Genomic DNA, 26,581 nt, shown 5'->3' on the forward strand with positions numbered 1-26,581 from the left:
CGTTCTTCGCGCTGCGACGTTTGTGACGTGCCCGGCACGGGTAATCGGCGGATGCGCGCCGATGCGCCCCCACTGAGGATATGCCCACCCCTGTTCGCCCACGGGCATGGCTACCACCGAGCGGACACATTCTCTCGTGACGACTCGTCCTCGCTCGAGAATATTCCTTCCATCGCCCGGGCCGCAGCCCACAGCCGGTAGTACGCGCCGCGCGCCGCCAGCAGTTCTTCGTGCGACCCGATTTCGCTGATCCGCCCGTGTTCGACCACCGCGATGCGATCGGCCTGAGCGGCCGTGGCGAGCCGGTGCGCCACGATCACCGAAGTCCGTCCGCGCGTCACGGATTCGCTGGCCACCAGCACCGATGCCTCGGCGGCCGGGTCCAGGACGGCGGTGGCCTCATCCAGCAGCAGCAGATCGGGCCGGACCAGCTCGGCCCGGGCCAGGGCGATGAGCTGACGCTGCCCCGCCGAGAGCCCGCGCCCGCGTTCCCCGACCGGCTGCGCCATGCCGTGCGGCAATGCCTGGATGGTTGCCAGTGCGCCCACCGCCGCGGCCGCCGCCTCGATCTCCGCGGGACTCGCCAATGGTTTTCCAAATGCAATGTTGCTGGCAATGTCTCCGGTGAACAGGTGAGCTTCCTGAGGCACCACGCCCAGCCGGGAACGAAACTCGGTGAGGCGATAGTCGCGAATGTCCACGCCATCCACGCGGATTGCGCCGGAGTGAGTCGAATCGTGGCTCGTATCATGCCTTTCCGCTATGGAGAACGGGGTAACACCGTCGGGAATTTCGTGATTCCGCTCACCTGACACCGGTTCTCGGGGCATGTCGTAGAGGCGGGCCAGCAGCTTCACGATGGTCGACTTGCCCGCACCGGTCTCGCCGACCAGGGCCAGGCTGCCGCCCGCCGGAATGGTCAGGTCGACCCCGTCGAGGGCGGGCCGGTTCGCGCCCGGGTACCGGAAGTGCACATCCTCGAACGCCACCTCGCCCCGCAGCCGCCCGTCGATGACGGCCGGATCGGCCGGATCCGGGGCGATGGACGAGGGCGTGCGCAGCAGTTCCCCGATGCGCCGCAACCCGACCCGCGCCTGCTGATAGCCGTCGAACAGCTGCGACAGCTGCATGATCGGCCCGAACAGCAGCTGTAGATAGAGGACGAAGGCGACCAGCGTGCCCGGGGTGGTGGAGCCGCGCGCCACCGCCCACGCGCCGGTGAACACCACCGCCGCCAGCGCCAGATCCGCCCACATGCCGACGAAGGCGAAGAAGACGGAGATGGCCCGCTGCGCCCGCATCCGGCTGACCCGGAAGTTGTCGGAGTAGCCCGCGAACCGGGTCGCCGCGATCGATTCGTGCCGATTGGCCTGGACGACCCGCAGCCCCGCGACGTTCTCGGCGAAGTCGGCGTTGACGGTGGCCGAATGCTCGCGCGCCGCGCTGTAGGCCGCGTCCGACACCTTGCGGAACCACCAGGTGCCGACCAGCAGCGGTGGTAGCGACACGAAGACCACCAGTGCCAGCCGCAGGTCGATCACCGCCAGCGCCACCGTGATTCCGCCCACCGTCAGCAGCGCGACCAGCGCGTTCGGCAGCCCGGTCTGCATGAAGGTGGACAGCGCGTCGATGTCGGTGGTCATCCGGGTCATGATGCGGCCGGACAGTTCCCGCTCGTAGAAGTCCAGCCCCAGCCGCTGCAGATGCGCGTAACTGCGCACCCGCAGCCCGAACAGCACCCGTTCCCCGGCCCGATTGCTCCACAGCACCGAGGTCGCCGCCACGATCCAGCCCAGCGCGACCAGCGCCACGCCGATCCCGGCCGCCCGCACCAGCGCCGCACCGTCGTGCTTGCCCACCCCGGAGTCGACCGCGTAGCGCACGATCGACGGGAACCCCACACCCACAACCGCATCCAGCGCGAGCAGCACCATGGTCCCGGCGACCAGCCATTTCACCAGCCCCAGCGCATGCCGCAGCCGGAACCCGGGATCGGGCTCCCGCAGCCCGGCCGAATCCAGCCCGGGCTGCTCGGTGGGCGCGGGCAGCTTGCCCAGCACCCGCCGAACCTCCTCCGGCGTATCGCGATCCGGCTCCTCAGCCTGGGTCGGCGGCTCATCCGGATCGGTCGTCGCCGTCGCTCCGGCGCTGTCCTTGCTGGAATCTGCTGAGGCAGAAGAGATTCCATGCGGCAACACGCTGGAGCGGCCGGGGGTGGTGCCCATGTCGGGGCGGGTTCCGGGACTGATGCCGAGGCCGGAGCCGGGGGTGGCGGGACCCGAGGCGGCGGATTCCGGTGCGGGCAGGCGGATTACGCGGTCGGCGTGGGCGAGGGTGGATTCGCGGTGGGCCAGGATCAGGGTGGTGCGGCCGGAGTCGGTGGGGAGGGAGGCGAAGATGGCGGCCTCGGTGACGGCGTCCACCGCGGAGGTGGCGTCGTCCAGGATGAGGATGCGCGGGTCGGCCAGCAGGGCGCGGGCCAGGGCGATGCGCTGGCGCTGGCCGCCCGAGAGGGTCAGGCCGCGTTCGCCGACGACGGTGTCGTAGCCGTCGGGGAGGGCGTCGATGAACTCGTCCGCCGCGGCCTGTTTGGCCACTGCGTGGATCTCGGCCTCGGTGGCCTCCGGCCGGCCCAGGGCGATATTGGCGGCGATGGTGTCGGAGAGCAGGAACGCCTCGTCGAACACCACGCCGACCGCCGCGCGCAGTTCGGCGGCGCGCAGGTCGGCGATATCGGCGCGGGAGTCCTTGCCGTACAGGCTGATCCGGCCCGACTCCGGTGAATAGAACCGGGGCAGCAGCAGACTCAGCGTGGACTTGCCAGACCCGGCGGGCCCGATGATGGCCACCGTTTCCCCGGGGGGCGATGTTCAGTGTGAAGTCGCGCAGTACCGGCCGTCCGGGCTCGAATCCGAAGGACAGGCCCGCGATGTCGATGCCCAGGGGGCCGTTCGGAACGTCCAGGGGCTCTTCGGGATCGATGAGTTCGGGTGCGCTGTCGATGACCTGGTGCACGCGGTCGGCGGCGGCGCGGGTCAGCTGCGCGGTCACCACCACGTAGGACATGACGCGGGTGGAGTTGGTCATGGTGGACACGTAGGCGACGAAGGCCAGGAAGGTGCCCAGCCCGATGCTGCCGCGGAAGGCCAGCAGCCCGCCCACCGCGATCACCGCGACCAGCCCGGCTTGCGGGATCGCCTCCAGGGTCGGGCTGAACCGGGCGTCGATGCGGGCCGCGCGCATGCGCTCGGCGTACAGCTTGCGGCCGTGCCGCTCCAGCACGCCGACCATGCGGGCTTCCTGCCCGAAGCCCTTCACCACGCGCACCCCGGTGACGGTCTCCTCGACATGCTGGGCCAGGTCGGCGGCCCGCTGCTGCGCCGACCAGGTGGCCGCGTACAGGCGGGGCCGGACCCGGTAGACGACCAGCGCCAGCACCGGCACCACCAGTAGCGCCGCCAGCGCCAAAGGCGTTGAGAGCCACAGCATCACGCCCGCGGCCAGCACGAATTGCGCGGCCGCCAGTGCCGACCACGGGGCCATGGCGAGCAGCCCCTGGATCAGGGTGAGGTCGCTGATCGAGCGTGAGATGACCTGCCCGGTGCGCAGCGCGTCCTGACCCGGGCCGTCCAGACGTTGCAGCGCGCCCAGCAGGTCGACCCGCAATTCGTGCTGGACATCGAGGGCCAGCCGCCCGGCCAGCATGCGGCGTCCGAAGGAGGCGAGAAACCGGCCGAGGGCGACCACGCCCAGCGCCCCGGCGGTGGCGGCGATGATGCGGGTGTCACCGGCGGTCGCGCCGTCGAGGGCGCGCTTGGCCAGCAGCGGCCCGGTCACCTCGACGATCCCGCCGAGCGTGACGGCCAGCGCCAGCCCGGCGAGCAGCTGCGGGTGCTCCCGGCACCGCTGCCACAGTCGGCGCAGCCAGCCGCGGTCTCTCTGTACATCCATCGAATTCATCCCGGAGAACAACGATCTTCCCACCCCCACTTTGTTCCCGCCCGAACTCGGCGGTTCCAGTGTCCGCCCAGCTCTTCAGTATCCACCCGGTCACCGACACCCGGGACGCCGTCTTGTGCGGTGCAGGTCGGCGTGGTCGGCTGGAGGCATGCCGATTCAGCGCCTCAATCACGCCGTCCTGTTCGTCTCCGACGTGGAGCGCTCCGCCGCCTTCTACTGCGAGGTGCTCGGCTTCCGCCGATTGCCCGGCGGCTTCCCGGAGGCGGTGTTCCTCCAGGCCGCCGGTTCGGCGAACGACCATGACCTGGGCCTGTTCCGGTCACCCGACCCGGCGGTCGCGCACCGCACCGGCCGGATCGGGCTCTACCACCTGGCCTGGGAGGTGGACACGCTCGGCGAGCTCCAGCGCGTTCGCGACGCGCTGACCGTGGCCGGTGCGCTCACCGGCGCGTCGGATCACGCCTCCACCAAGGCGCTCTATGCCGCCGATCCCGACGGCATCGAATTCGAGGTCTGCTGGCTGGTTCCCGACGCGGCGGTCGAGGCCGAGCTGGCCGCCATGACCGCGCCGAGTGTGCCGCTGGATCTGCCCGGCCTCGTCGCGAAATACGGCGCGGACACCCCGGGCGGCCCGCGCACCGATCACGAGGTGTGGCGTCGGCTGTTCGCCGACCGCGCCTGAGGACTGTGCCGATCGGGTCGGAGGCCGGTTCGCCGATCGGGTCCGATCAGATGTCGCGGCGGGTGAAGAACCACCAGCCCGTCGCACCGGCCGCGGCGCTCCACAGCACCAGCAGTGCCATGGCGGCCGGTGTCGGCGCGATGAGCGCGCTCTTGGCGTAGCGTCCGCCGCTGATCGCCCCGACTGTCGAGGCCACCGGCAGGATGGCCGCCAGCCCGCCGAATCCGATGGCGCGCACGGTAATCCAGATCAGCGGCTCCAGCACCGCCCAGCCCAGCACGGCGGCCAGCGCCTGCGTCGGGGAGCGCAGCACGAAGCCGAGCGCGGTTCCGATCACCGCCCAGCACAGTGCCGCCAGCGCCAGCCCGATCAGCACGCCCCAGAATCCGGCGTCCAGCGGCACCCGCGAGCCGCCCGCGAGGCGCATGGCGGCGCCGCCGAGGATCTCCGTGACCAGCACCGTGCCCAGCGAAAACGCCGCCGCCACCGCCAGTTTCGAGCCCAGCAGCAGCGTCCGGTCGGTGGTGAACAGCGTGCTCAGCGCCATCGAGCCGGTCTTGAACTCGGTGGCCGAGCCCAGCGCGCCGAAGGCCGCCGCCGCGGCGACCGTCAGCACCAGCACCCAGGTGGTCAGCAGTGCGGCCCAGCCCGTCCCGGAACTGAACCCGGTCTCGTGCTCCCCGCCGGTCTGGAACCCGGTGCCCAGCGCGAGGAACGCCGCCACCCCCGCGGCGACGACCCCGCCGCCGATCAGCCGGTTCAGCCGCACCGAAGTCACCTTGCGCACTTCGGAATTCGCGGCCCGCACCACCACCGGTGGCACCGTCAGGTTCATCGAGGGTCCTTTCGTCGAGCGTCGCCGGGCCCGCGCGCGGGTCGCCTGCCCCCGCCGACGCCGCGTTCCACCGTTCCGGCGCGCTGTCGCTTCGTCGTTCGGGCGTGCTGCCGTTCCGTCGTTCCGGTGTGTTGCTGACCGGAATCCACGGCGCTGGGCGAGATCACGGTCTCGCGCGGGCCGGGATGGTGGGAGGGGCCGCGGATTCCGGCGCGGTGCGGGGCGGTCACCGGTAGGGTCCGGGCGCGGCCGGGTAGGCCGGGGTAGGGGCTCCGGTGTGGGTGAGGGCGGCCAGGACCTGGTCCGGGTGGATGTGTTCCTGGGTGATCTCGGTGAGCTGGACCCGGGCGGCCTAGGCGGCCGATTCCAGTTGTGTCAGTGAGGCTTCCGCCACGGCGAGCCGGCCGTCGGGGCGCATGACCGTGTCGGTGAAGCCCTGGGCGGCCAGTGTGGTGGCCAGCGCGATCGGGCTGGTGGCCTTGACCAGCAGCCGATCCGGGTGGCTGCGCCGCAGCCGGGCGGGGCTGCCCTGGTAGGCGACGCGGCCGCGGTCCAGGACGATGAGCTCGTCGGCGATGGCCAGCACGGTGCTCAGGGTGCGGGAGGTCAGCAGCACCGTGCCGCCGCGGCGGGCGTGCCCGCGCAGAAAGTCGTTGAGCCAGGCGGTTTCGCGCAGGTCGAGTCCGGTACCCGGATCGTCGAGGACCAACAGCGGGGGGTCGCCGAGCAGGGCCACCGCCAGCGCCAACCGGGTCCGGGCGCTCTCCGGCAGCGTGCCGATGCGCTGACCGGCGACCTCGCCCAGACGCACCAGCGTCAGCAGTTCGTTCGGCTGCTCATCGGAAACCCCTGTGGCGGCGGCGAATACGCGCAACTGCGCGGACACCTTGCGGGCGGGGTGCAGCCCGCGCGGGGTCAGCATCGCCCCGATCACCTGCCGCCCGGGGCGCGCCCCCGAGCCGGGGCCGCCCACGCTCGCGGTGCCGGAGGTGGGTGTCAGCAGCCCGAGCAGCATGCGCAGCACCGTGGTCTTGCCCGCGCCGTGCGGGCCCACCAGGGCCGCCACCTTGCCCGCGGGCACCACGAAACTCACGTCCTCGACGGCGGGTTCGGTGTCGAAGGTCTTGGTCAGCCCCGCGGCGGCGAAGGCGAGCGGCCGGGTCACGGCCGCTTGTCCCAGGCCGGTGCCTCCACGGAGGGCAGCGGATCGGCCTCGACGATCAGGGGCTGCGGCCAGGTCAGCGGCGGTGCGCCGAATGCCTTGCGGGAGTTGTCGACAATGCCGTGGACCAGCGCCCGGTTGCCGAAACCGCCGATGGCCGCGCCGATTCCGGCCGGAATCACCTTGCCGACCATGAGCGCCCCGCGCTTGGCGATGAACTGGACCATGAACCGTTTGAGCAGCGAATCGTTCATGGCGGACAGCCCCGGGATCTTGCCCGCCAGCAGGCTGCCCCAGTTCTTGGCCGAGTGCCCGACGCTCTTCTCCACGATCTCCATGCCGCTCTCGCCGAGCACCACGGCCAGCACCAGCGCGCGGCGGCGCTCCTTGTCCTCCGGCGCGAGGCCGTGCACGGCCGCCACGGCCAGGGTGTACACCGCCGAGGCTTCCAGGAAGAAGGCCGTCTCCGCGCTCATGGCGGCCAGCGAGGCCACCGTCCCGACGCCGGGCACCGCCGCAGTCGCGCCGACCGCCGTGCCCGAGGTGGTCACGGTATTCAGATAGAGCTTCTCGATGCGCGCTATGAGCTGCGCGGGCGACTCGCCCGGATGCGACTCGCGCAGCTTGCCCACGTATTTGGCGACAGCCGGAGCCTGCACCTGGGCCCCGTTGTCGCGCAGGGAGACGACCGCCTTCTCGAACCCGGCCTTGAACATCGACAACCCCTTCATAGTGCGGTCCTGCGCCAAACTGTATGGCACCCCGACAACGATTCGCGAGATAGACCGGTTCCGGATGGGAAGGTCCCGCGACACGCAAGATCGGCCTAGGGTGGAGCGCGTGGCAGGCGTGTCCGAAGGCGCGTCGGGTGTTCCCGATCCGCGACTGCGCGCATTCGTCCTCGGGTACGAGGGCTATCTGCTGCGCGGGTTCGCGCCGGGCACGCATGTCGGGATGCCGGGTTCGACGCTGACGGTGATCGTCACCATCGGCGAGCCGATCGACATCGCGGTCTCCTCGCAGCCCGGTCAGCTCGGTGGGCGCTGGGACATGCTGGCCAGCGGGCTCACCACGCATCCGGCGGTGATCGTGCACAACGGGTTCCAGCACGGCGTGCAGTTGAATCTGACGCCCGGGGGCTGCCGGGCGCTGTTCGGGATGCCCGCGGCGGCGCTGGGATCGTGGATCGTCGACCTGTCCGACGTGCTCGGCCCGTGCGCGCTCGAACTGCGGGAACGGCTGTCGCCGCTGAGTTCGTGGCCGCAACGCTTCGCCGTTCTCGACGAAATCCTGCTGCGCCGGGTGCGGCCGGTGCCCTGGGACGACGGACTCGCTCGCGCGTGGACCCTGCTGTCCGGGCCCGACCCGGCCGTGCGGGTGGCCGCCGTCGCCGACGAGATCGGCTGGAGCCGAAGGCATCTGGGCAATCGCTTCAGCGCCGAGTTCGGCATCACCCCCAAGGACGCGGTCCGGGTGGCGCGATTCGAACGCTCGCACCGGCTGCTGCGCGATCCGGTGCTGCCGCCGCTGGCCGAGGTGGCCGCCATCAGCGGCTACTACGACCAGGCGCACATGGCCCGGGAATGGCGGGAGCTGGCGGGCATGCCGCCCTCGGTGTGGCGCGAGCGCGAGGAGTTCCCATTCGTCCAAGACCGAGAAGTGGCCGGGGCGGGAGGGTGAGTGGCATGAGCGAAACGACAACACCTGTACAGACCACCGTCGTCTGGCCGACCCTGGTCTACCGCGACGCCAAGGCCGCGATCACGTTCCTGGAAAAGGCTTTCGGCTTCGAGACCCGGGCCTGCTATGCCGACGGCGATATCGTCCATCACGCCGAACTCGCCTGGCCGGGCGGCGGCGCGATCATGCTCGGCGGCGTCCGCGACGGCATGGCGCTGGACTGCCAGCCGCCCGGCGTCGGCTCCGTCTATATCGCCATCGACGACGCCGACGCGCTGTATGCCCGGGCAAAGGCGGCGGGCGCGAACGTCACCCGTGAACTGCGCGACGAAACCGGCTACGAATCAAGGGGTTTCACCTGCCGCGACCCCGAAGGCGTCTACTGGAGCTTCGGCACCTACCGGGGCGCGACGAGGGAGCAGCTCGGACCGCGCCGGATCGGATCAGACCGCACCGGATCGGATCAGACCGCGCCGTGACCGGCGGGCACCCGTTCGGCGTCGACCGGCGGAGGTGGCGGGGCGCCGTCGCCGAACGGCTTGCCGCCCAAGGATTCCCGACCGTGCGGGGTCAGCCAGTCGCCGAGTTCGGGGCCCTTGGGCACGATCCGCGTCGGATTGATGTCGGTGTGCACGATGTAGTAGTGCTGCTTGATCTGCGTGAAATCCACGGTGTCGCCGAAGCCCGGGGTCTGGAACAGGTCGCGGGCGTAGGCCCACAGCACCGGTAGCTCGGTGAGCTTGTCCCGATTGCACTTGAAATGCCCGTGATACACCGGATCGAAGCGGACCAGCGTGGTGAACAGCCGCACATCGGCCTCGGTGATGGTGTCGCCGACCAGATACCGCTGGGTGGCCAGCCGCTCCGACAGCCAGTCCAGCGCGGTGAACAGCCGATCGTAGGCCGCCTCGTAGGCGTCCTGCCCGCCCGCGAACCCGCACCGGTACACGCCATTGTTGACCTCGGTGTAGACCCGGCGATTCACCGAATCGATCTCCGCCCGAAGGTCTTCCGGGTACAACCGCGGCGCGCCGGGCCGGTGGAACTCGGTCCACTCGGTGGAGAAGTCCAGGGTCAGCTGCGCGTAGTCGTTGGTGACCACCGCCCCGCTGCGTTCGTCCACGACGGCGGGCACGGTGATGCCGCGCGGGTAGTCCGGGAAACGCTCGAGGTACGCGTCCCGCAGGAAGTGGATGCCCAGCACCGGATCCACCTCGCCGGGATCCAGATCGAAGGTCCAGCTGCGCTTGTCGTGGGTGGGCCCGCACAGTCCCAGCGACAGCGCCGATTCCAGCCCGAGCAGCCGCCGCACGATGAGCGTGCGATTGGCCCACGGGCACGCTCGGGCCGCGACGAGCCGGTACCGGCCGGGCTCGACCGGATATCCGTCCCGCCCGTCCGCGGTTATCCGCGTGTCGATGTAGTTCGTGTCCCGCTTGAATTCACCGGGCTCGACATAGGTCCCCGGTTCGGATTTCGACGTGGTCACCTGTGCCATTTTGCCCTCCGCTTCGCTCCGGGCGGGTTCGCGGCCCTGAGGTCTCGATTCTTCCCTCCCTCCGCTCCTCCGCTACGCTCCCCCGCTCCAGTCGGTCCAGAATCGAGACGGCCGCGAACCATCGGGTGTTCTTCGCCGGATCGAACCTGTTATGTGCCCGGTCTGTTCGCGAAGTGAGCGGCCGCATACATTCGCTCTCATGACTGACTCGAAGCCGACCCGTCTGGAACGCACCGTGACCGCGGGCGGCGCGGACGCGGCGATTCTGACCATCGCCCGTCCGCCGCTCAACCTCTTCGACAAGGCGCTGCTCGAGGCCCTCGCGGTGGATCTCGAGGAGCTGTCGGCGAATCCGCCCCGGGCACTGCTCATCCGGGCCGACGGCAAGCTGGTGTCCGGCGGCGTGGACGTGCACGTCTTCGACGGCCTGACCGAGGACGAGGGCGCGCAGCTGTGGCGGACCCTGTTCGCGCGCATCATCCATCCGCTCGAGGCGCTGCCCTGCCCGGTCGTCTTCGCGGCCCACTCATTGACCCTGACCGCGGCCTTCGAAATGGCGCTGGCCTGCGACATCATCCTGGCCGCCCCGAAGGCCAAGTTCGGCCTGGTGGAGACCGTGGTCGGCCTGACCCCGTCGATGGGCGGCCCGCAGCGGCTGGCCGAGCGCGCCGGTTCCGGCCGCGCCCGCGAGTTCGTCATGACCGGTGACCTCTACGACGCCGCCACCCTGGCCGATTGGGGTGTGGTGAACGCCGTGCACGAGGACGTCGACACCGCCGCCCGCGCGTTGCTGACCCGCCTGGCCGACGGCCCGACCCGGGCGCACGCCGCCACCAAGGCGATCATCGAGGCGTGGCGTTCCGGCGGTGTGGCGCACGCGGATTCGGTGACGCCGGAGGTGTCCGGGCAACTTTTCGGCACCGAGGATCTGAAGAACGCGGTGCGCAGCTTCCTGGATGTCGGGCCCGGAAAGGCCACGTACACAGGCAAGTAGGCCCCGGCCCGGGGTTTCGACCGCCCGGTCGCGTTGCGCGCCCGGGTGTGTCGGCTGTCCCCCGGGCGTGTCAAGCCCCTCACCTGCATGGGGATGAAATTGGGGGGGTAATGAAAACCGCCCGGCGGTGAATTGCGGTGTGGCTGTGCGAAAGGCACCGCGAATCCGACGTTTCCGCAGGCTCGCCCGGGGGAAGCCTGGTTTCACAGGGCGGTTGTCTGTTTCCGTGGCGTCAAACCCTGACATCCGTTTGCCGACAATCCGCCCAAGGTTGTGACCTGCATCATATAGTCACTCATGCCTGGCAGGGCTTACGAGGCACTCGGAGGGACGATGTCGCAGTTACTCGTGGAATACCCGCACTATCGAAACGGTCGGCGCGAGAACCCGCTCGCGCGCGCCGCCGACGGCATCCTGCGCTACGGCAATCTCACGCCCGCGCTCACCGAGCTACTCGACATCCAGGTGCACACCTTCGCCGCCCGCGAGGCCGTGGTGGAGATCGGCGGCCCCCGGCTCACCTACCGCGAACTCTGGTACTCGGCCTCCCGCATCGCCGGCGGCCTGCAGGAACACGGCATCGGCTACGGCGACCGGGTGGCGGTGCGCATGCCGGTCGGCGCGCGCTGGGTGCAGGCCTTCCTGGGCGCGCTGCTCTCGGGCGCGGTGCCGGTCCTGGTGCACGACGGCCTCCCGGACGCGGTGGCGGAGCGCGTGATTCGCGACGCCTGCACCGACTTCGTGCTCGACGGCGGCGGCCGCGCGGCCGGCTTCGGCGAGGCGCTGCCCGACGCCGCGGCATTCATCGACGACGGCGCCTCGCTCGGCGAGCTGGCGCTGCTCTGCTACACCACCGGTGCCGAGACCGGGCCGCGAGGGGTGGAGCTGACCAACGAGAACCTGCTCTCCGCAATCCGATCCGTGATCGGCGCGCTGGAGCTGCCCACCGACGGCCTGCGCAATCTGGTGCTGCTGCCGCTGGCCCACGCCAGCGGCTGCGTCGACCAGCTGCTGCCCACCTTCGCGGTCGGCGGCACCGTGGTGCTCACCCCCGACCGGTCCGCGGTGCCCGAAGCCCTTGTGGCCGAACGGATCGACATGATCTCGGCGACGCCCCGAGTCTTCGCCGGGCTGCTGCCCGACCTGGCCGGACTGCGGGTGGAGCAGGTGCGTCAGGTGTGCAGCGCCGGGCATCGCGCGGAACTGGCGGCGGCCGACCCGGACGTGTCCGACGCGGTCTCGGCCAGCCTGCGCGAGGTTTTCCCGGCGGCACGTCAGTGGTCGGTCTGGGGCGCGACCGAGACCTCCGGCATCGGCCTGGCCCGCGACGACGACGCGGCCGGCCGCGACACGCTCGGATTCGCCTTCGGCGGAACCGAACTGGCCCTGTGGGGGCCGCGCGCGGCCGCCGACCACGGCGAACTGCTGTGCCGGGGACCGAATGTCACCCCGCGCTACTGGAACGATCCGCAGACCACGCAGTCCCGCTTCACCGGGTCGTGGTTCCACACCGGCAACCAGGTCAGCATCGACGCCGACGGCCTGGTCCGCCGGGCGGCCGCGGACTGACCTTGGTGGCGCGGCTGGACGTTGGCTCAGTCCAGCAGGCGGATGTGCAGGGCCTCGCGCACGTCGGGCGTGATGCCGATTTCGGCGAGGTAGCCCTCGATGCCGCCGTACATGGTGTGCATGGACTTCGAGGCCGACTCCAGGTACTCGGGCCGCACGCCGAGCAGGTCGTCGGAGAGCTCCCGGTTCGCCTCCGCGGACATGAACGCGCGCAGGGTGGGGACGGCGTCATTGCTGAGCAGGTAGTCGGCGTAGATGTCGTCCTCGGTGACGCCGACCGCGCGCAGCAGCGTGGCCACGGCCCAGCCGGTGCGGTCCTTGCCCGCGGCGCAGTGCACCAGCGCGGTCCCGGTCAGCACCGATTCGGCCAGCGCCCGGATGGCGGCGTGCGCCTCGGGCAGGGCGGGGAAGAGGCGGTAGACCTCGAGCATGTGGGCGGCGGCGGTGTCCTCGGCGCGCGCCTCGTGCGGCGGGGTCTCGCCCATGCGCGAGTCGAAGGGAGTGACCCTCAGGCGAACCCCGTCCGGCACCACGTCGTGGCCGATGAAGTCGATCTCGGCGAACCCTCGCAGGTCGTGCACATCGGTCACCCCGAGCTCCGCGAGCACGGCCAATCCCGCCTCGTCGACGCGGCTGAGCTGGGCCGACCGTAGTAAGACGCCGTGGCGGACAATGCGTCCGTCGGCGGTCCGGGCCCCGCCCAGGTCGCGGAAGTTGAAGGTGCCGGAGATCCGGAATTGGTCGTGGCGCGCAGAAGTCACACCGTCAGGTTATCGATGAGCCGCGAATGCGTCCGGGGTGTGGGCTCGCGCACACACGCTATGTTTCGCCGCACACCGGTCCCTAAAATACCGAGTGGTCCCATCAACAGCTTTACCAGGGGATCGTTCAATTTGATCATTCCCATTCGATCGCGGCCCAGTTCCAATTAGGTAACAAAACATTCTTGCGGTACGGAACTGGCTATCAAAGCTGGTTGTCGAGCCAGAAAACGACGTACCATCGATACCCGTTGAACGGGTACGCCGGTGTACTGACCGGAAAGATCAACGCCGATCTACAGAGGTCGATACTCGAGCGCAACCCGTTGAGCGAGCCGCGCAGGCGAGGTGCGCGAGTTCTTTCGCTAAGGGAGTCGTCGTTGAGCGCAAGTGGAGAAATCACCCAGGTCGGACTTCGTCCGGCCATGACCGAGGCCATCGAAAAGACGGCCGGGTCGCTCGACTTCAGCGGTAACCGTGCCCTGCGCATCCTGCTGCACGCGGGTGTCAGCACACTGTGGCCGATCTTGAAATCCTCACCGGACCGGCAGTTACGCGCCTATGAGTCCACCTTGCAGGTGCTGCGGCAGCGCTGGGAGAACCAGGCCGCCTGCGTGCCGGACCCGGTCGCCACGGCCATGTTCCGGGACATGGACGCCGATGTCACCGCCTTCCTGGAACTGTGTGCCAGCCGTTCGGGCACCCAGTGGCTGGAACCGGTGGACGCCATCGCCGCCTATCTGCTGGCCGTCATCCAGGGCATGGTGCTGCGCTGGCTCGCCGACTGCGATGACGAGATCTCGCTCGTCGTGCTCGACGACCTGGTGTCCTACCTGTCCACCAAGGCCGTCGACGTGCCCTGAGTCCCCGCCCCGGAAACAAGTACTGGACGCGTGACCAGGTTCGTGGTCGAATGATCTGGTGACCGATCCGTCGCCGATCAGCGGGCTGCACGCGGCCACCGCCGACCTCGAGCCCCCCTTCGCCGCGGTCGATATGACCGCCCTGCGCGCCAATGCCGCCGACCTGGTCGGCCGCGCCCGCGGCGTGCCCATCCGGGTTGCCAGCAAATCCGTGCGCTGCCGCGCCGTGCTCGAAGAAGTGCTGGGCCCCAAGCTGACAGCTTCCGGCGGCTTCGCCGGCATCATGGGTTACTCACTGCGCGAAGCCATCTGGCTGGTGCGCGAGGGAGCCCGCGATGTGCTGCTCGGATACCCGACCGTCGACCGGCACGCGCTGGCCGAACTCGCCGCCGACCAGCTGCTGCTCGACTCCATCACGCTCATGGTCGACGACACCGACCAGCTGGATCTGATCCGGGACGCCGTCGGCAGCGAAAAGGTCGCTCCCCGTGTGTGTCTGGATGTCGATGCCTCGCTGCGCATCGGCCCGCTGCACCTGGGCGTACGCCGCTCGCCGATTCGCACCCCCGAGCAGGCCGCCCGGCTGGCCGCCGAAACCCGTTCCCGCGGTTTCCGGGTCGTGGGCCTGATGACCTACGAGGCCCAGATCGCCGGGCTGCCGGACTCCAATCCCGCTGTGCGCCTGGTGAAGAAGCTCTCGGCCGACGAGATCGGCAAGCGCCGCCGCCAGGTGCTGGCCGCGGTGCGCTCGGAGGTCGGCGAGCTGGAACTGGTCAACAGCGGCGGTACCGGATCCATCGAGGTCAGCATCTCCGACCCGGATGTCACCGAGGTGACCGCGGGCTCGGGCCTGTACCTGCCGACGCTGTTCGACGGCTACCGCAATCTGGCCCCGCGCCCGTCCATGTACTTCGCCACCCCGGTGCTGCGCCGCCCCGCGCCGGGCATCGCCACCGTCTTCTCCGGCGGCTACATCGCCTCCGGCCCGGCGGGTGCCACGCGGGTCCCGAAGCCGTTGTGGCCCAGCGGTTTGAAGCTGATCGGCACCGAGGGCGCGGGCGAGGTACAGACCCCGCTGACCAATGCGGGCGGATTGCGGATCGGTGACCGCGTCTGGTTCCGGCACGCCAAGGCGGGCGAACTCTGCGAGCGATTCAACGAGGTCCACCTCGTCGACGCGGACGGCAGCCGCACCACCGTGCCGACCTACCGCGGCGAAGGCCACTGCTTCGGCTGACGGGGCGGTCAGACCCGATCGAGTTGCAGGACCGCGGCCAGGTCGGAGAGCTCGGCCGTGGTCGCCGGGAGGTATTCGGTCAGCAGCGGTGAGCGCACGATGATGGCCGACCACATGGCGCGCGAGATGGCGCTGGTGAGCCAGTGCCGCGACAGCAGCGCGCCGATGCCGTGCGGGGCGTTGTCGGGGGCCGAGGTGGTCATGGAGACCAGCACCACCGCGGCCTCCCGGCCCTGGAAGTGGTCGGGGGTGCCGACCAGGACGTCCTCGATCCTGGCCCGCGACAACAGGGTTCGGATGCGCGCCACCTGGGCGTGATAGGGCGCGACCACCAGGATGTCGTGCGGGTGCAGGCGGCGGGTGAGCGCGCCGGTTTGCCAGGGCAGGCCGAGCAGGGTGCGCACCTGGCGCACGATCTCCCGTGCCTCCTCGGCGGATTCGGTGCCGTTGCCGTGATGCTCCACCGGCACCGTGCGCACGCCGGGCGGAATGCCGTCGAGTTCCCTTGCCAGGGTGACGGTTTCATTGGAGCGCAGCCGGTTGTCGTAGCGCAGCCGCGACACCGGGCCGCACATGCGCGGATGCATGCGCCAGGTGCGGTCCAGGAAGTAGCCGTAGTCCGCGGGCAGGGTGCGGTGCGCGCCGAGCAGCCGGCCCAGCACCGATTCGGCGATGGGTTCGGGATGCGCGCCGCGGCCCGCGGGCGGAGTGGGATCGCCGACCAGCAGCAGGTTGCGGGCGGCCACCGCCACCGCCATCGCCTCGGCCAGCGGGAACTTTCCGGCATCCACGATGACCAGCAGGTCCAGGCTGCCACGGGCGATGCGGTCGGGATCGGTGAAGTCGGTCGAAAGTCCGCCCACCACACAGCCGTTCACCGCATTGTCGAGGAAACGCGGATACCGAGACGCCTCGATGGGCAGCCACTCCGGGGCCACCGACCGGGTGTCGGCCTTGGCCACCAGCTCCGGCAGCACGCCCACCTGCACCACCGCGTCCAGGACGTGCTCGACCACCTGGTGCGAGCGCGCTACCACGCCGACGCGCCACTTGTAGCGCGTGACAAGCCTTTCCACCGCGCGGGCGGTGGTGTCGGTCTTGCCGGTGCCGGGCGGGCCCTGCACGGCCACATAGGAATCGGCGAGATCCAACACGGCCGCGGTGACCGCGGCGGCGTGATCACCGAACACCTCGGGCAGGGCCGCGCCGGAGCGCAGCCGGGGCGGGCGGCGGCACAGGATGTCGAATACCGCGGTCTCGGGCACCTGCGGCAGGGTCACCAGCAGCTGATGCGCGGTGTCCTCCAAGGCTTCCGACAGCTGGATGTCGTGGCCGGGCGGGCACGGCGCGATGGCGGTGGGCAGCTCGTCGTAGGGTTCGCAGCCCTCGGGCAGCATTTCGACGACGCGCACGACATCCTCGAAACTGGTGTCCAGGGCGCAGCCGAGCACGGTGGCGTGCGCCAGCGCCCGGATGCCCGGGGCCGCGCTCATGCCGGGCGCGGGGCGGTCGTACAGCGTGAGCACCGCAGTACCCGGCGGCGGTGCGTTGCCGGTGCCGAGCCGCCCGGTCAACGTCAGATAGCGCCGCATGGGAAGCTGCCCCGTGCTGTGCCAGTCGGTATCCACCGATCCCGAGTCCGCGACGAGAACCCCTGCGGTATCGGCCCATTCGGCCACCGGATGATCGAGCCGATCATCGTGCGCCCACCGCAGCGGCCGCCGCTCGCGCCGGTGATACCCCAGCGCCGCGGCCGCCAGCCCGGCCGCCTCCTGCGCTTCGCCGCGCTGCTCGCCGTCGCTCTCCGCGAATTCCCGTAGCGCCGCCTCGATTTCGTCCGGCCCGGTCTCCGCGTAGTCGTACGCCCACCGCCGGCTCGGCCGCACCTGGTGCTCGGCCGCCAGTTCCAGCAGCCAATCCCGCAGCCGCAGTACGGCTTCCGCCCCGCCGTCGTTCTCCTCCTGATTGGGCGGCAGCTGATGCAGGTCGTAGGACCGCTCACCCACGACCAGCGCGGCCCGCACCACCGGATACAGATCCACCAGGGCGGGCAGCAGTTCGGCCACCACATCCTCCCCCTCGGAATCCCGTTCCCCGATCCCGTGCAACAGCCCGCGCAGATCGCCCCGGTAATGATGGATCCGCAACTCCGGGCACTCGCGCTCGCACTCCATGAGGAACCCCAGCAGCGCATCCGCGTCATCCCGCCGCCGCGCAACCGGCCCGCGGCCCGCCACGCGAACAACGAAGGTGCGCTCCGATTTCGGAGCCGCCGGCGCGGCCACGAACCCCAGCGCGACCGTGCTCACGCCCGGCATCGGCCCCGGCGCGTCCATCGCGATCGTGGTGCGACCCTGCGATCGGGCGAACCGACCGGTGGTGAGCTCCCCGGAGTCGGCGGGCGGCTGCGCCGCGGCGGCCGCAGGCCCGTTCACCGGTGCGAGCCCGGCCGTGGTCGCGGGCGCCGCACCGCGACCAGGGTCCGAATGGAACTCGTCCCGGTCTGAAGGGTCTTGTGCTCCGGCCGATCGGGTTGTCCCGTCGGCGATTTCATGCGCCGCAGTGGCGGGTGCGAGCCCCGATGCGGCGAGCGCGGGGACCGATGTGGCCGATCCGGGGACCGATGGGGTGGGTGTATGAGCCGGTTCGGCAGGGGTGGCGGCGCGGTGCGGGTATTCGGCCGCCATTCGGATGGTCACCACCAGATCGCCTGTGGTGTAGGCGATTCCGGAGGGGGCGCGGGTGCAGCCGGGGGCGTCGGGGGCCGGGGCCGGGGTGACGCTGACGAAGAGGTCGCCGCGGGTGGGGGTGGGGAGGGCGGCCAGGGCGGTCGGGTCGATGAGGGCGTGGACCGGGCGGCCGGTGCGCTCGCGCAGGATCTGGACCTCGGCCTGGCGGCGCAGGGTGGTGAGGGTGGCGGCGGGGATGCCGGTGACCGCGGCGTCGGCGACGGCCAGGCGGTCGAGGGTGGTGATGCCGGCGTCGCGTAGGTGGGCGCGGGTGGCGGGACGCATGCCCGCCACCAGCAGTAGGTCGCGGCGGGTCTCGAGTTCGGCGGTGCAGGTGGGGCAGCGGCCGCAGGCCAGGAAGCGCCGGTCGCCCCACTGCACGGGGAGCAGTTCGCCCAGTTTGGCGTCGACGATCAGGTTCAGCCGGGCGCGCCGGGCCTGGTACACCACCGCCATATCGGCGAGCGTGTGGGTGACCGCGAACCCGTCCTCCCACACCCGCGCCTGCGGGGATACGCGGAATCCGTTGCCGCGTAAGGCCTCCGCGGCCGCGGCCAGTCCCAGCAGGGTGGTGACGCCGCCGCGCCGCCCGGCCACCCCGGCCACGATGTAGTCGTGCCCCTCGGGTGCGTGATCGCGCAGCAGGAATTCGCAGCGGGCCACGAAGTCGTCGTCGAACACCACGCCGCCCGCGACCGCCTCGGCATCCGCGCGCAGCGCGGTCAGGGTCTGCGCGTGGGCGTCGCTTAGTCCGGTCAGGGCGCGCTCGCGCAGTTCCTCGGAGACAACCGCGGCGCTTTCGAGGGCGTGGGCGGCGGGCCCGGATAGGCGGACGCGGGTGACAGCCGGGCCGTAGCGGTCGCGCAGATCGGCCAGGCGGTGCTCGACGGCCGGATCGGGGGTGCGGGTCAGCGCGCCGGGTGACTGGACGTCGACCGGCGCCACCAGTCCCAGTTCGGCGTCGAGCGCGCGCAGCAGCGCGAACTCACAGCGCGCCGCCGTCACCAGGTCACCGGTGCTGCACACGACACGATCACCGAACAGCATCAATCGCGGCCCTCCTGTGCCTCTCCTCCGCCGACACCCGCACCCGGCCGGGGCGTGATCACGTGGCCGAGTCGCGCCATAGCGTCGAGTCGCGCCATAGCGTCGAGTCGCGCCATAGCGTCGAGTCGCGCCATAGCGTCGAGTCGCGCCATAGCGTCGAGTCGCGCCATAGCGTCGAGTCGCGCCATAGCGTCGAGTCGCGCCATAGCGTCGAGTCGCGCCATAGCGTCGAGTCGCGCCATAGCGTCGAGTCGCGCCATAGCGTAATGACTGCGGGCGGTGTGATGTGCCGCCAGGTACGCCCCGCGCGCCGCGCCCGGCCCGCCCGTACCCCGCCCACGTCAGCGCCGGTTTGCGGGCGATGTTGGGAGACAACGCGACTCGCGCGCGCCCCCGCCCCGCCCGCCGCCCCCACGGCCGGTCGCACCTCAGAAATCACGTCCCGACCCCGGCGTGTCGCCAAACGAATCGCGGCGCGGCGCGAAGTCCTCGGCAACCACGCGTACCGCCGGCCGCACCCCTCGCGGCGCGGTCGTCCGGGGCCGTTGCTCATTACTCGCCAGTCGCCTGATCGGAGCACCCCCACGGCGGCTCCGGGTCTGTCACAATCTGCCGATGCTCTACCTCGCGGGCGCTCGCGGCCGCCTTCACTACCGACGATGGCAGCTCGACAATGCACAGGCCGTCCTGGCTCTCCTACCCGGAATCGGCCAGCACAGCGCGCACTATCACCGATTCGCCCGGGCGCTGGCCGCCGACGGCATCGAACTCTGGGCCCTGGACACCTCCGGGCACGGTCTCAGCGAAGGGGACCCGGAGCGGCCGGGCACCATCTACGAATTGGCCGATGACGCCCGATTGTTCCTGGATCGAGTGCGCGCGCAGTCGAATTCCACGCCCTTCCTGATGGGTCACTCGCTGGGCGCGGCCACCACGCTGGCCGTGCTGCGGGAATCCGCACCGGGCGAGTATCCGGGCCTGGTGCTGTCCGGCACGCCCAAGGCGGTGCTCGAGGGCAGGTCCCCGAAGTCCGCGCGCGGGGCCGCCGGCTCGAATCGGGCTCGCGTACATGCCGGACCGCGCTCGCGCGCCGCCCTGGCGACCGAGCGGGAGTCGGATTGGCCGGGCCCGCGGCTGCCTGAGGGCCTGCCGGTCCTGATCGTGCACGGCGCGGACGACCGCCGCGCCCCGGTCGACCCGGTCCGGGACTGGTCCGACCGCGTCGGCGCGCGCTTCCACACCTTCCCGAACGCCGGGCACGACCTGTTGCACGAGCCGGTGCATGCCGAGGTCACCACCCAGATCGTCGAATTCGTGCACGCCCGCTCCCTGGTCTGATCCCGCTGTGCGCCGATCCGGCGCGGCGGCACCGCAATGGCGTCACCGAGGTTCAGCGATCCGCATCGTTCACCGATCCGGATCGCGGGAATCGGTTTCGTCGGCATCGCGGGAGGTGGTGGGCCGCAGCAACTCCACCACTTCCGCGTCGGTGAGCTGATGGAAATCCCGGTACGCGCCACCGACTCCGCCGAGTGAGCGCGGCACCAGCGGGCACACCACCTCGTCGGCGAGGGCTCGAATCCGCCGCAGCGCCTCGACCGAGGACACCGGCACCGCGACCACCGTCCGGCGCGGCTCGTGCAGGGCGGCGATCTCGCACCCGGCGGCCACGGTCGCGCCGGTGGCCATGCCGTCGTCCACGATCACCACGGTCCGGTCCTTCAGCGGGATCGGCGGCCGCACCCGCAGCACCCGCCGCCGGCGCTCGAGTTCGGCCCGTTCCAGGTGCTCGATCTCCGCTAGCTGGTCGGCCGTCACCCCGGTGTGCCGCATGACGTCGTAGTTGAGCACCCGCACGCCGTCCTCGCCGATGGCGCCCATGGCCAGCTCCGGCTGCCAGGGCACGCCGAGCTTGCGGACCAGCAGGATGTCCAGGTCCCCGCCGATGACCTCGCGCACCGCCACGGCCACCGGAACCCCGCCCCGGGGCAGCCCCAGCACCAACGGATCCGCCGCCCGCAGGTGCTCGAGAACCGCACCCAGCGCGCGCCCGGCGGCCCCCCGATCCGGATAGATCATTGCTCTGCCTATTTTGCCCCTTCGCTCCGCTCCGGGGCGGGTTCGCGGCCCCGAAGTCTCGATTCTTCCCTCCCTCCGCTCCTCCGCTTCGCTCCCCCGCTCCAAGGCGGAGGTCTATCAAGCCGCAGTCCAGAATCGAGCGCTCCGCCTCCCCGCGCTTGGCCGCGAACCTTTGGGCCGGTGCTATTCGCCGCGAATGGTGTATCGGCGCAGTGCGAGGCTGGGATTGGTGGTGCGGACCTCGGCGAGGTGGTCCAGATCGACGCGGGCGGTGGCGATGCCCGGCCGGTCGCCGAGCTCGGCCAGCACCGCGCCGGTGGGGGAGACGATCATCGAGGTCCCCGAGCCGCGCGGTGCGGACTGATCGGCGGCGGCCACGTACATGGTGTTCTCGATGGCCCGGGCGCGCAGCAGCGTCGTCCACTGATCGACCTTGCCGGGACCGGGAATCCACTGCGCGGGCAGTAGCAGCACGTGTGCCCCGTCGGCGGCGAGGCGCCGAATGCCTTCGGGGAAGCGCAGATCGAAGCAGGTCTGCATGCCGAACACCACGCCGTCCACGGTGAAGGTCTGGGACTGGTGCAGCGGGCCGGGGATGAGCAGGTCCGATTCGCGGGAGCCGAAGGCGTCGTAGAGGTGCACCTTGCGGTAGACGGCCGCGAACTCGGCCGCCGGCGAGGCCGCGACCAGGGTGTTGTAGACGTGCCCGGCGGGCTGGTCCGGGCCGCCGGACTCGACCACCCCCGCCACCACGTGCACCCCGAATTCGGCTGCGATGCCCCGCAATCCGGTGACGAACGGACCGGTCAGCGGTTCGGCCGCGGCCAGCACCCGCTGGTCCAGGCGCTTGGTGGCGAACATCGAATACTCGGGCGCCACCACCACCTTCGCTCCGAGTTCGCTGGCGGCCTTGACTTCCGCGCGCAACGCGGTGAGATTGGCCACGGTATCGGTGTACGGATCGAACTGCACCACCGCCACGTCCACCGCCGCGCCCGGCGCGGTCCCGGTGGGCAGGCCCGCCGCCGCGGCGGGCTCGGGCACCGCCGTCGTGACGGCTCCCGAGCTGCCCGCATCGGCGGTGGCCAGGGTTCCGGTGACGTAATTGCGGACCGGCGCGGGTTCGGAATTTCCGAGTCCGGAGACCGAACTCGAGGCTGTCGGCTGGGCGGGCGCGGGCGAGTTGTCCGGATGCACGACTCTCAGGGTATTCACCCGATGGTCAACCCCGCAGCTAGCAGGCAGTAAAATCCTTCGCGATGAACACCTCACCGGCCGACAGCGTTCCCACCGACGACGAGAGGGACGTTTCCGGCCCGTCCTTCGCCGATTTGGGTATCGATGACCGCATTCTGCGGGCCATCGCCGATGTCGGCTACGAATCGCCGTCGCCCATTCAGGCGGCGACGATTCCGCCGTTGCTCGACGGCGCGGACGTGGTGGGCCTGGCCCAGACCGGCACCGGCAAGACCGCGGCCTTCGCCATCCCGATCCTGATGGGCATCGAGATGGCGGGCAAGGCCCCGAAGGCCTTGGTGCTGGCCCCGACTCGCGAGCTGGCCATTCAGGTCGCCGAGGCGTTCGGCCGCTACTCGGTGCACATGCCCGGACTGCACGTGCTGCCGATCTACGGCGGCCAGAACTACGCCGTGCAGCTGTCGGGCCTCAAGCGCGGCGCGCAGGTGGTGGTCGGCACCCCCGGTCGCGTCATCGATCACCTCGAGCGCGGCACCCTGGACCTGTCGCAGCTGCAGTACCTGGTGCTCGACGAGGCCGACGAGATGCTCAAGATGGGCTTCCAGGACGATGTCGAGCGCATCCTCGCCGACACGCCCGACGAGAAGCAGGTGGCGCTCTTCTCCGCGACCATGCCGCCGGCCATCCGCAAGATCTCCAAGCAGTACCTGAAGAACCCGACCGAGATCACGGTCAAGTCGAAGACCTCGACCAACACCAATATCACCCAGCGCTGGGTGCTGGTGTCCTACCAGCGCAAGCTGGACGCGCTGACCCGCATCCTCGAGGTCGAATCCTTCGAGGCCATGATCATTTTCGTGCGCACCAAGCAGGCCACCGAGGAGCTGGCCGAAAAGCTGCGCGCGCGTGGGTATTCCGCGGCCGCCATCAATGGCGACATCGCGCAGGCGCAGCGTGAGCGCACCATCGGCCAGCTCAAGTCGGGCGTGCTCGACATCCTGGTCGCCACCGACGTGGCCGCGCGCGGCCTGGACGTGGAACGCATCTCGCACGTCGTCAACTACGACATTCCGCACGACACCGAGTCCTACGTGCACCGCATCGGCCGCACCGGCCGCGCGGGCCGCTCGGGTGAGGCACTGCTGTTCGTGGCCCCGCGCGAGCGCCGGCTGCTCGACGCCATCGAGCGCGCCACCCGCCAGCAGGTCACCGAGATGCAGCTGCCCAGCGTCGAGGACGTGAACGCGCAGCGCGTGCAGAAGTTCGGTGACACCATCACCGAGAACCTCGCCTCGGCGAACCTGCCGTTGTTCCGCAAGCTGATCGAGGACTACGAGCGCGAGCACAACATCCCGCTCGTGGACATCGCGGCGGCGCTGGCCATCGGGTCCTACGACGGCGACAACTTCTTCATGGAGCCCGACCCGGAGCCGACGCCGCGCGAGCGCCGCGAACGCGCGCCCCGCGGCTTCGACGAGCGCGGTGATCGCGGACCGCGGGAGCGGCGCGAGCCCAGCGGCCCGTCGCGGCACCGGCAGACCGGGGAAGAACTGGTCACCTACCGGATCGCGGTCGGCAAGCGGCACAAGGTCGCTCCCGGCGCGATCGTGGGCGCCATCGCCAATGAGGGCGGCCTGCGCCGCAGCGACTTCGGCCACATCAGCATCCGGCCGGACCACTCGCTGGTGGAGCTGCCCGCGGATCTTTCGGACGAGACGCTGAATGCCTTGAGCCGCACCCGGATCAGCGGTCAGCTCATCCAGCTGCAGCTGGACCAGGGCCCGCCGGGACAGCGTTCGATGAGCCGCAACGCGCCCCGGCGCGAGTTCCGCGACAGCAAGCCGCGCTACGAGCGCCGCAAGCCGCGCTCCTGAGGGAGCCGCTCGGAAACGACCAACGCCCGCATTCCGGAAGGAATGCGGGCGTTGTGTTTTTCGAGCGTTGTGTTCTCGCCGATCAGTTGGTGGGGCCGCCGGAACCGGCGTCGGCCTGAGCGGGGGTTTCGGGGGTGCTCGCCGCGCCGCCCGAACCGGAATTGCCGGACGCGTCCGGGGCCTGGGCCGGGGTGGTCGGCGTCGCGGGGGTGGTGGTCGGCGTGGCCGAGTCCGGCTTGGCGGCATCCGGTGTGGCCGGGGCGGTCGGCTGGACCGGCGGGGTGTCGGCGACGGTGAACAGGCCGACGGTCGGCAGCACCACGCAGCGCGCGGCCGGGTAGTCGATGGTGCCCCAGAGCGAGGCGATGACGGTGCCCGCGCCGGCGTCGACGGTCTTGGACATCGACGGCAGGTTGTACTCGGTCCGGTCGTCGAGGGCGGTGATGCCGCTGCGGCCGTTGCTCACATTGAGCCAGGCCACGGTCAGGCCGGAGGCGAGCGGGAAGCCGTTCTGCTGCGCCATCGCCTGGAAGCTGACATTGCCCGGCGGCAGCGAGATCTCGCCGTTCTTACCGGAGACACCGGTGACGGCCATGGCATTGGTCAGGCTGAAGGGGGTGTTGAAGCCGCAGCCGAGGGTGGGCGCCAGGTACGAGAACGGCGTGAACTGAACGTTTTCCAGCTTCGCGGCCATGACCAGCTGGTCGGCGCGGGCGATATTGGCGACCGCGGTCTTGCCCGCGACATCGTTGCCGACGGCCTGCGAGAGCTGGTCCATCGCGTTCTCGACGGGCGTCTTCGGGGGGTCGGCGATGGCCGTGGTGGTCGCGCCGAGGGACGCCGTGGCGGTCAGGGCGGCGAGCGCGAGGGCGCGCCGAGACAGGGTCCAAACCTTCACTGGTGCTGCTCCTGCGTCGGATACCGGATTCCCCGGCAACGTACCAGCTCTGCTCGAGAGCCGCCCGGTCGGTGTGATCGGGACCGGGCGAAGCCGGTGTGATCCGGCCGACAACCCGGTCATTACCGAGGGGTAGGTTTATTGGCGACATCACAGCGACGCTCGGGAGAAGCATTGACTTCATCCCCTCCTGGGAGTGGATTCCTGACCATCGCTGGTCAGGGTTTCTGCTTCACCGACGACTGCCCGCCCGGAGTGCTCCGTTGAGGTCTTACACCGTCTCCACAGACTGTCACCGCCAGTCCGGCGGCCAGAATGTTCTTCGCCGCGTTCACATCCCGATCATGGGATGCGCCGCACGTGCATGTCCACTCCCGCGCGTGCAGCGGCATCCTGTCTCGCAGGGCACCGCATTGCGAACACAGTTTGGACGACGGAAACCACCGATCGACCGCGATCACCTCGCGCCCGTACCACGCGGCCTTGTATTCGAGCATCGACCGGAACTGCGACCAGGACGCATCGGAGATCGCGCGTGCCAGCGAGTGGTTACCGACCATGTTGCGCACGGTCAGATCTTCGATCACGAGCGTTTGGTTCTCACGCACGAGACGAGTAGTGACCTTGTGCAGGTAGTCCAGCCTGCGATCGGTGATGCGGGCATGAATACGAGCGACTTTCAGTCGGGCCTTCGTCCGATTCGACGAGCCCTTCTGCTTGCGCGACAGGGCACGCTGCGCTTTCGCCAGCCGCGCCCGGTCGTTGCGTTCATGACGCGGGTTGGTGATCTTCTCGCCTGTGGACAGGGTGAGAAGATGCGTCAGCCCGGCGTCGATCCCCACTACCGCATCCAGGGCGGGGAGGGGCCCCACGGCCGCGTCTTCGCACAGCATCGACACGAAGTACCGGCCCGCCGCGTCCTTGGACACGGTGACCGTGGACGGCTCAGCACCTTCAGGGAGCGGGCGCGACCACACGATACGCAACGGCTCACTCATCTTCGCGAGCGTGAGTTGCCCGTCATGCCACCGGAACCCGGACCGGGTGTACTCGGCCGCGTTGTGGGACTTCTTCTTCGACTTGAACCGGGGATAGCGGGCCCGCTTGCCCCAGAAGTTCACGAACGCCGTCTGCAAATGCCGCAGCGTCTGCTGCAACGGCACCGACGACACCTCGTTGAGATAGGTGAATTCGTCTCCACGTTTCCATTCGGTCAGCATCGCCGAAGTCTCGACATAGTTGACACGCTCACCGCGCTGCCACGCGGCAGTCCGTGCATCCAACGCGAGGTTGTATACCTTGCGTACACACCCGAAAGTCCGCTCCAGCTCGATGGTTTGAGCGGCGGTCGGATAGAAGCGGTACCTGAACGCCCGCTTCACCGACGAACTCATGCCTTACACACTACCTCATTAGTATGTGAAGACTGGAAAGGAGGGGTAGCGCCGGGCACGCCGAGCACGAGTGGACGTGTTCCTCCCCGCCCCGAAGGACGGGGTTTCCGCGCTACGAAATC

At 70.2% G+C, this 26,581-nt stretch carries 19 protein-coding genes and 1 pseudogene; 9 read left to right on the forward strand and 11 right to left on the reverse strand.

The genetic code is table 11. From position 1 onward, the window contains the following. Positions 1–110: 110 nt before the first annotated feature. Positions 111–3,960 (reverse strand): annotated as a pseudogene (locus NS2_RS12680) (ABC transporter ATP-binding protein). 148 nt (positions 3,961–4,108) lie between these two features. On the opposite strand from NS2_RS12680, the gene NS2_RS12685 reads away from it, so the two are divergent. Next, entirely contained in the window at positions 4,109–4,642 is a 534-nt protein-coding gene (locus tag NS2_RS12685) for a VOC family protein (RefSeq protein WP_033087558.1), read from the forward strand. A 46-nt stretch (positions 4,643–4,688) separates the two neighbouring features. On the opposite strand, the gene NS2_RS12690 is transcribed toward NS2_RS12685, so the two are convergent. The 3 genes from NS2_RS12690 to NS2_RS12700 all read right to left on the reverse strand — a co-directional run bounded on the left by NS2_RS12690 (position 4,689) and on the right by NS2_RS12700 (position 7,355). Continuing rightward, on the reverse strand, positions 4,689–5,477 hold the full coding sequence (locus tag NS2_RS12690) for an ABC transporter permease (protein ID WP_033087559.1): 789 nt from the start codon (positions 5,475–5,477) through the stop codon (positions 4,689–4,691). A 352-nt stretch (positions 5,478–5,829) separates the two neighbouring features. Then, positions 5,830–6,642, reverse strand: a complete 813-nt coding sequence (locus tag NS2_RS12695) for an ABC transporter ATP-binding protein (protein ID WP_261772279.1) — start codon at positions 6,640–6,642, stop codon at positions 5,830–5,832. After that, positions 6,639–7,355, reverse strand: a complete 717-nt coding sequence (locus tag NS2_RS12700; protein ID WP_033087580.1) for a hypothetical protein — start codon at positions 7,353–7,355, stop codon at positions 6,639–6,641. The genes NS2_RS12695 and NS2_RS12700 overlap by 4 nt, the downstream gene beginning before the upstream one ends. A gap of 124 nt (positions 7,356–7,479) precedes the next feature. Here NS2_RS12700 and NS2_RS12705 point away from each other — a divergent pair, with 124 nt between their 5' ends. Together NS2_RS12705 and NS2_RS12710 are read left to right on the forward strand one after the other, a co-directional pair. After that, a complete protein-coding gene (locus NS2_RS12705; RefSeq protein ID WP_036546123.1) occupies positions 7,480–8,319 on the forward strand; it encodes a helix-turn-helix domain-containing protein in 840 nt (279 codons plus the stop codon). A 5-nt stretch (positions 8,320–8,324) separates the two neighbouring features. After that, positions 8,325–8,798 carry a VOC family protein gene (locus NS2_RS12710; RefSeq protein WP_081985858.1) on the forward strand — a complete coding sequence of 158 codons (474 nt, stop codon included), beginning with the start codon at positions 8,325–8,327 and terminating at the stop codon, positions 8,796–8,798. On the opposite strand, the gene NS2_RS12715 is transcribed toward NS2_RS12710, so the two are convergent. Next, on the reverse strand, positions 8,783–9,817 hold the full coding sequence (locus tag NS2_RS12715) for a glutathione S-transferase family protein (protein WP_045437180.1): 1,035 nt from the start codon (positions 9,815–9,817) through the stop codon (positions 8,783–8,785). The two genes, NS2_RS12710 and NS2_RS12715, sit on opposite strands and share 16 nt — an antisense overlap. A 199-nt stretch (positions 9,818–10,016) precedes the next feature. Between NS2_RS12715 and NS2_RS12720 the strand changes: the two genes are divergently transcribed. Continuing rightward, entirely contained in the window at positions 10,017–10,811 is a 795-nt protein-coding gene (locus NS2_RS12720; RefSeq protein ID WP_033087562.1) for an enoyl-CoA hydratase/isomerase family protein, read from the forward strand. Positions 10,812–11,144: 333 nt separating this feature from the next. Further along, entirely contained in the window at positions 11,145–12,380 is a 1,236-nt protein-coding gene (locus NS2_RS12725; protein WP_071343650.1) for a class I adenylate-forming enzyme family protein, read from the forward strand. Between the two features lie 26 nt (positions 12,381–12,406). Here NS2_RS12725 and NS2_RS12730 read toward each other — a convergent pair whose 3' ends face one another. Next, on the reverse strand, positions 12,407–13,141 hold the full coding sequence (locus NS2_RS12730) for a tyrosine-protein phosphatase (protein WP_033087563.1): 735 nt from the start codon (positions 13,139–13,141) through the stop codon (positions 12,407–12,409). 380 nt (positions 13,142–13,521) lie between these two features. On the opposite strand from NS2_RS12730, the gene NS2_RS12735 reads away from it, so the two are divergent. Then, the gene (locus NS2_RS12735) at positions 13,522–14,004 is read left to right on the forward strand and encodes a hypothetical protein (protein WP_033087564.1); all 483 of its coding nucleotides are present in this window, start codon (positions 13,522–13,524) and stop codon (positions 14,002–14,004) included. Positions 14,005–14,062: 58 nt separating this feature from the next. Beyond that, on the forward strand, positions 14,063–15,241 hold the full coding sequence (locus NS2_RS12740; protein ID WP_033087565.1) for an amino acid deaminase/aldolase: 1,179 nt from the start codon (positions 14,063–14,065) through the stop codon (positions 15,239–15,241). A gap of 8 nt (positions 15,242–15,249) precedes the next feature. Here NS2_RS12740 and NS2_RS12745 read toward each other — a convergent pair whose 3' ends face one another. Further along, positions 15,250–19,017: a bifunctional RecB family nuclease/DEAD/DEAH box helicase gene (locus tag NS2_RS12745; RefSeq protein ID WP_052086316.1), complete on the reverse strand. Its 3,768-nt coding sequence runs from the start codon at positions 19,015–19,017 to the stop codon at positions 15,250–15,252. Between the two features lie 615 nt (positions 19,018–19,632). Between NS2_RS12745 and NS2_RS12750 the strand changes: the two genes are divergently transcribed. After that, positions 19,633–20,355, forward strand: coding sequence for an alpha/beta hydrolase (locus tag NS2_RS12750; protein WP_033087566.1), 723 nt, complete (start codon positions 19,633–19,635; stop codon positions 20,353–20,355). Between the two features lie 69 nt (positions 20,356–20,424). On the opposite strand, the gene NS2_RS12755 is transcribed toward NS2_RS12750, so the two are convergent. Together NS2_RS12755 and NS2_RS12760 are read right to left on the reverse strand one after the other, a co-directional pair. After that, entirely contained in the window at positions 20,425–21,096 is a 672-nt protein-coding gene (locus tag NS2_RS12755) for a phosphoribosyltransferase (protein ID WP_052086317.1), read from the reverse strand. A 183-nt stretch (positions 21,097–21,279) separates the two neighbouring features. Next, positions 21,280–22,113, reverse strand: a complete 834-nt coding sequence (locus tag NS2_RS12760; RefSeq protein ID WP_081985864.1) for a carbon-nitrogen hydrolase family protein — start codon at positions 22,111–22,113, stop codon at positions 21,280–21,282. A gap of 242 nt (positions 22,114–22,355) precedes the next feature. Here NS2_RS12760 and NS2_RS12765 point away from each other — a divergent pair, with 242 nt between their 5' ends. Continuing rightward, positions 22,356–24,167: a DEAD/DEAH box helicase gene (locus NS2_RS12765; RefSeq protein WP_033087567.1), complete on the forward strand. Its 1,812-nt coding sequence runs from the start codon at positions 22,356–22,358 to the stop codon at positions 24,165–24,167. A gap of 82 nt (positions 24,168–24,249) precedes the next feature. On the opposite strand, the gene NS2_RS12770 is transcribed toward NS2_RS12765, so the two are convergent. Continuing rightward, positions 24,250–25,065: a hypothetical protein gene (locus NS2_RS12770; RefSeq protein ID WP_147207173.1), complete on the reverse strand. Its 816-nt coding sequence runs from the start codon at positions 25,063–25,065 to the stop codon at positions 24,250–24,252. 218 nt (positions 25,066–25,283) lie between these two features. Beyond that, positions 25,284–26,459 carry an RNA-guided endonuclease InsQ/TnpB family protein gene (locus NS2_RS12775; RefSeq protein WP_033087568.1) on the reverse strand — a complete coding sequence of 392 codons (1,176 nt, stop codon included), beginning with the start codon at positions 26,457–26,459 and terminating at the stop codon, positions 25,284–25,286. Positions 26,460–26,581: the final 122 nt, after the last annotated feature.

The organism is Nocardia seriolae NBRC 15557 (genome assembly GCF_007990715.1).
Classification (GTDB): Bacteria; Actinomycetota; Actinomycetes; order Mycobacteriales; family Mycobacteriaceae; genus Nocardia; species Nocardia seriolae.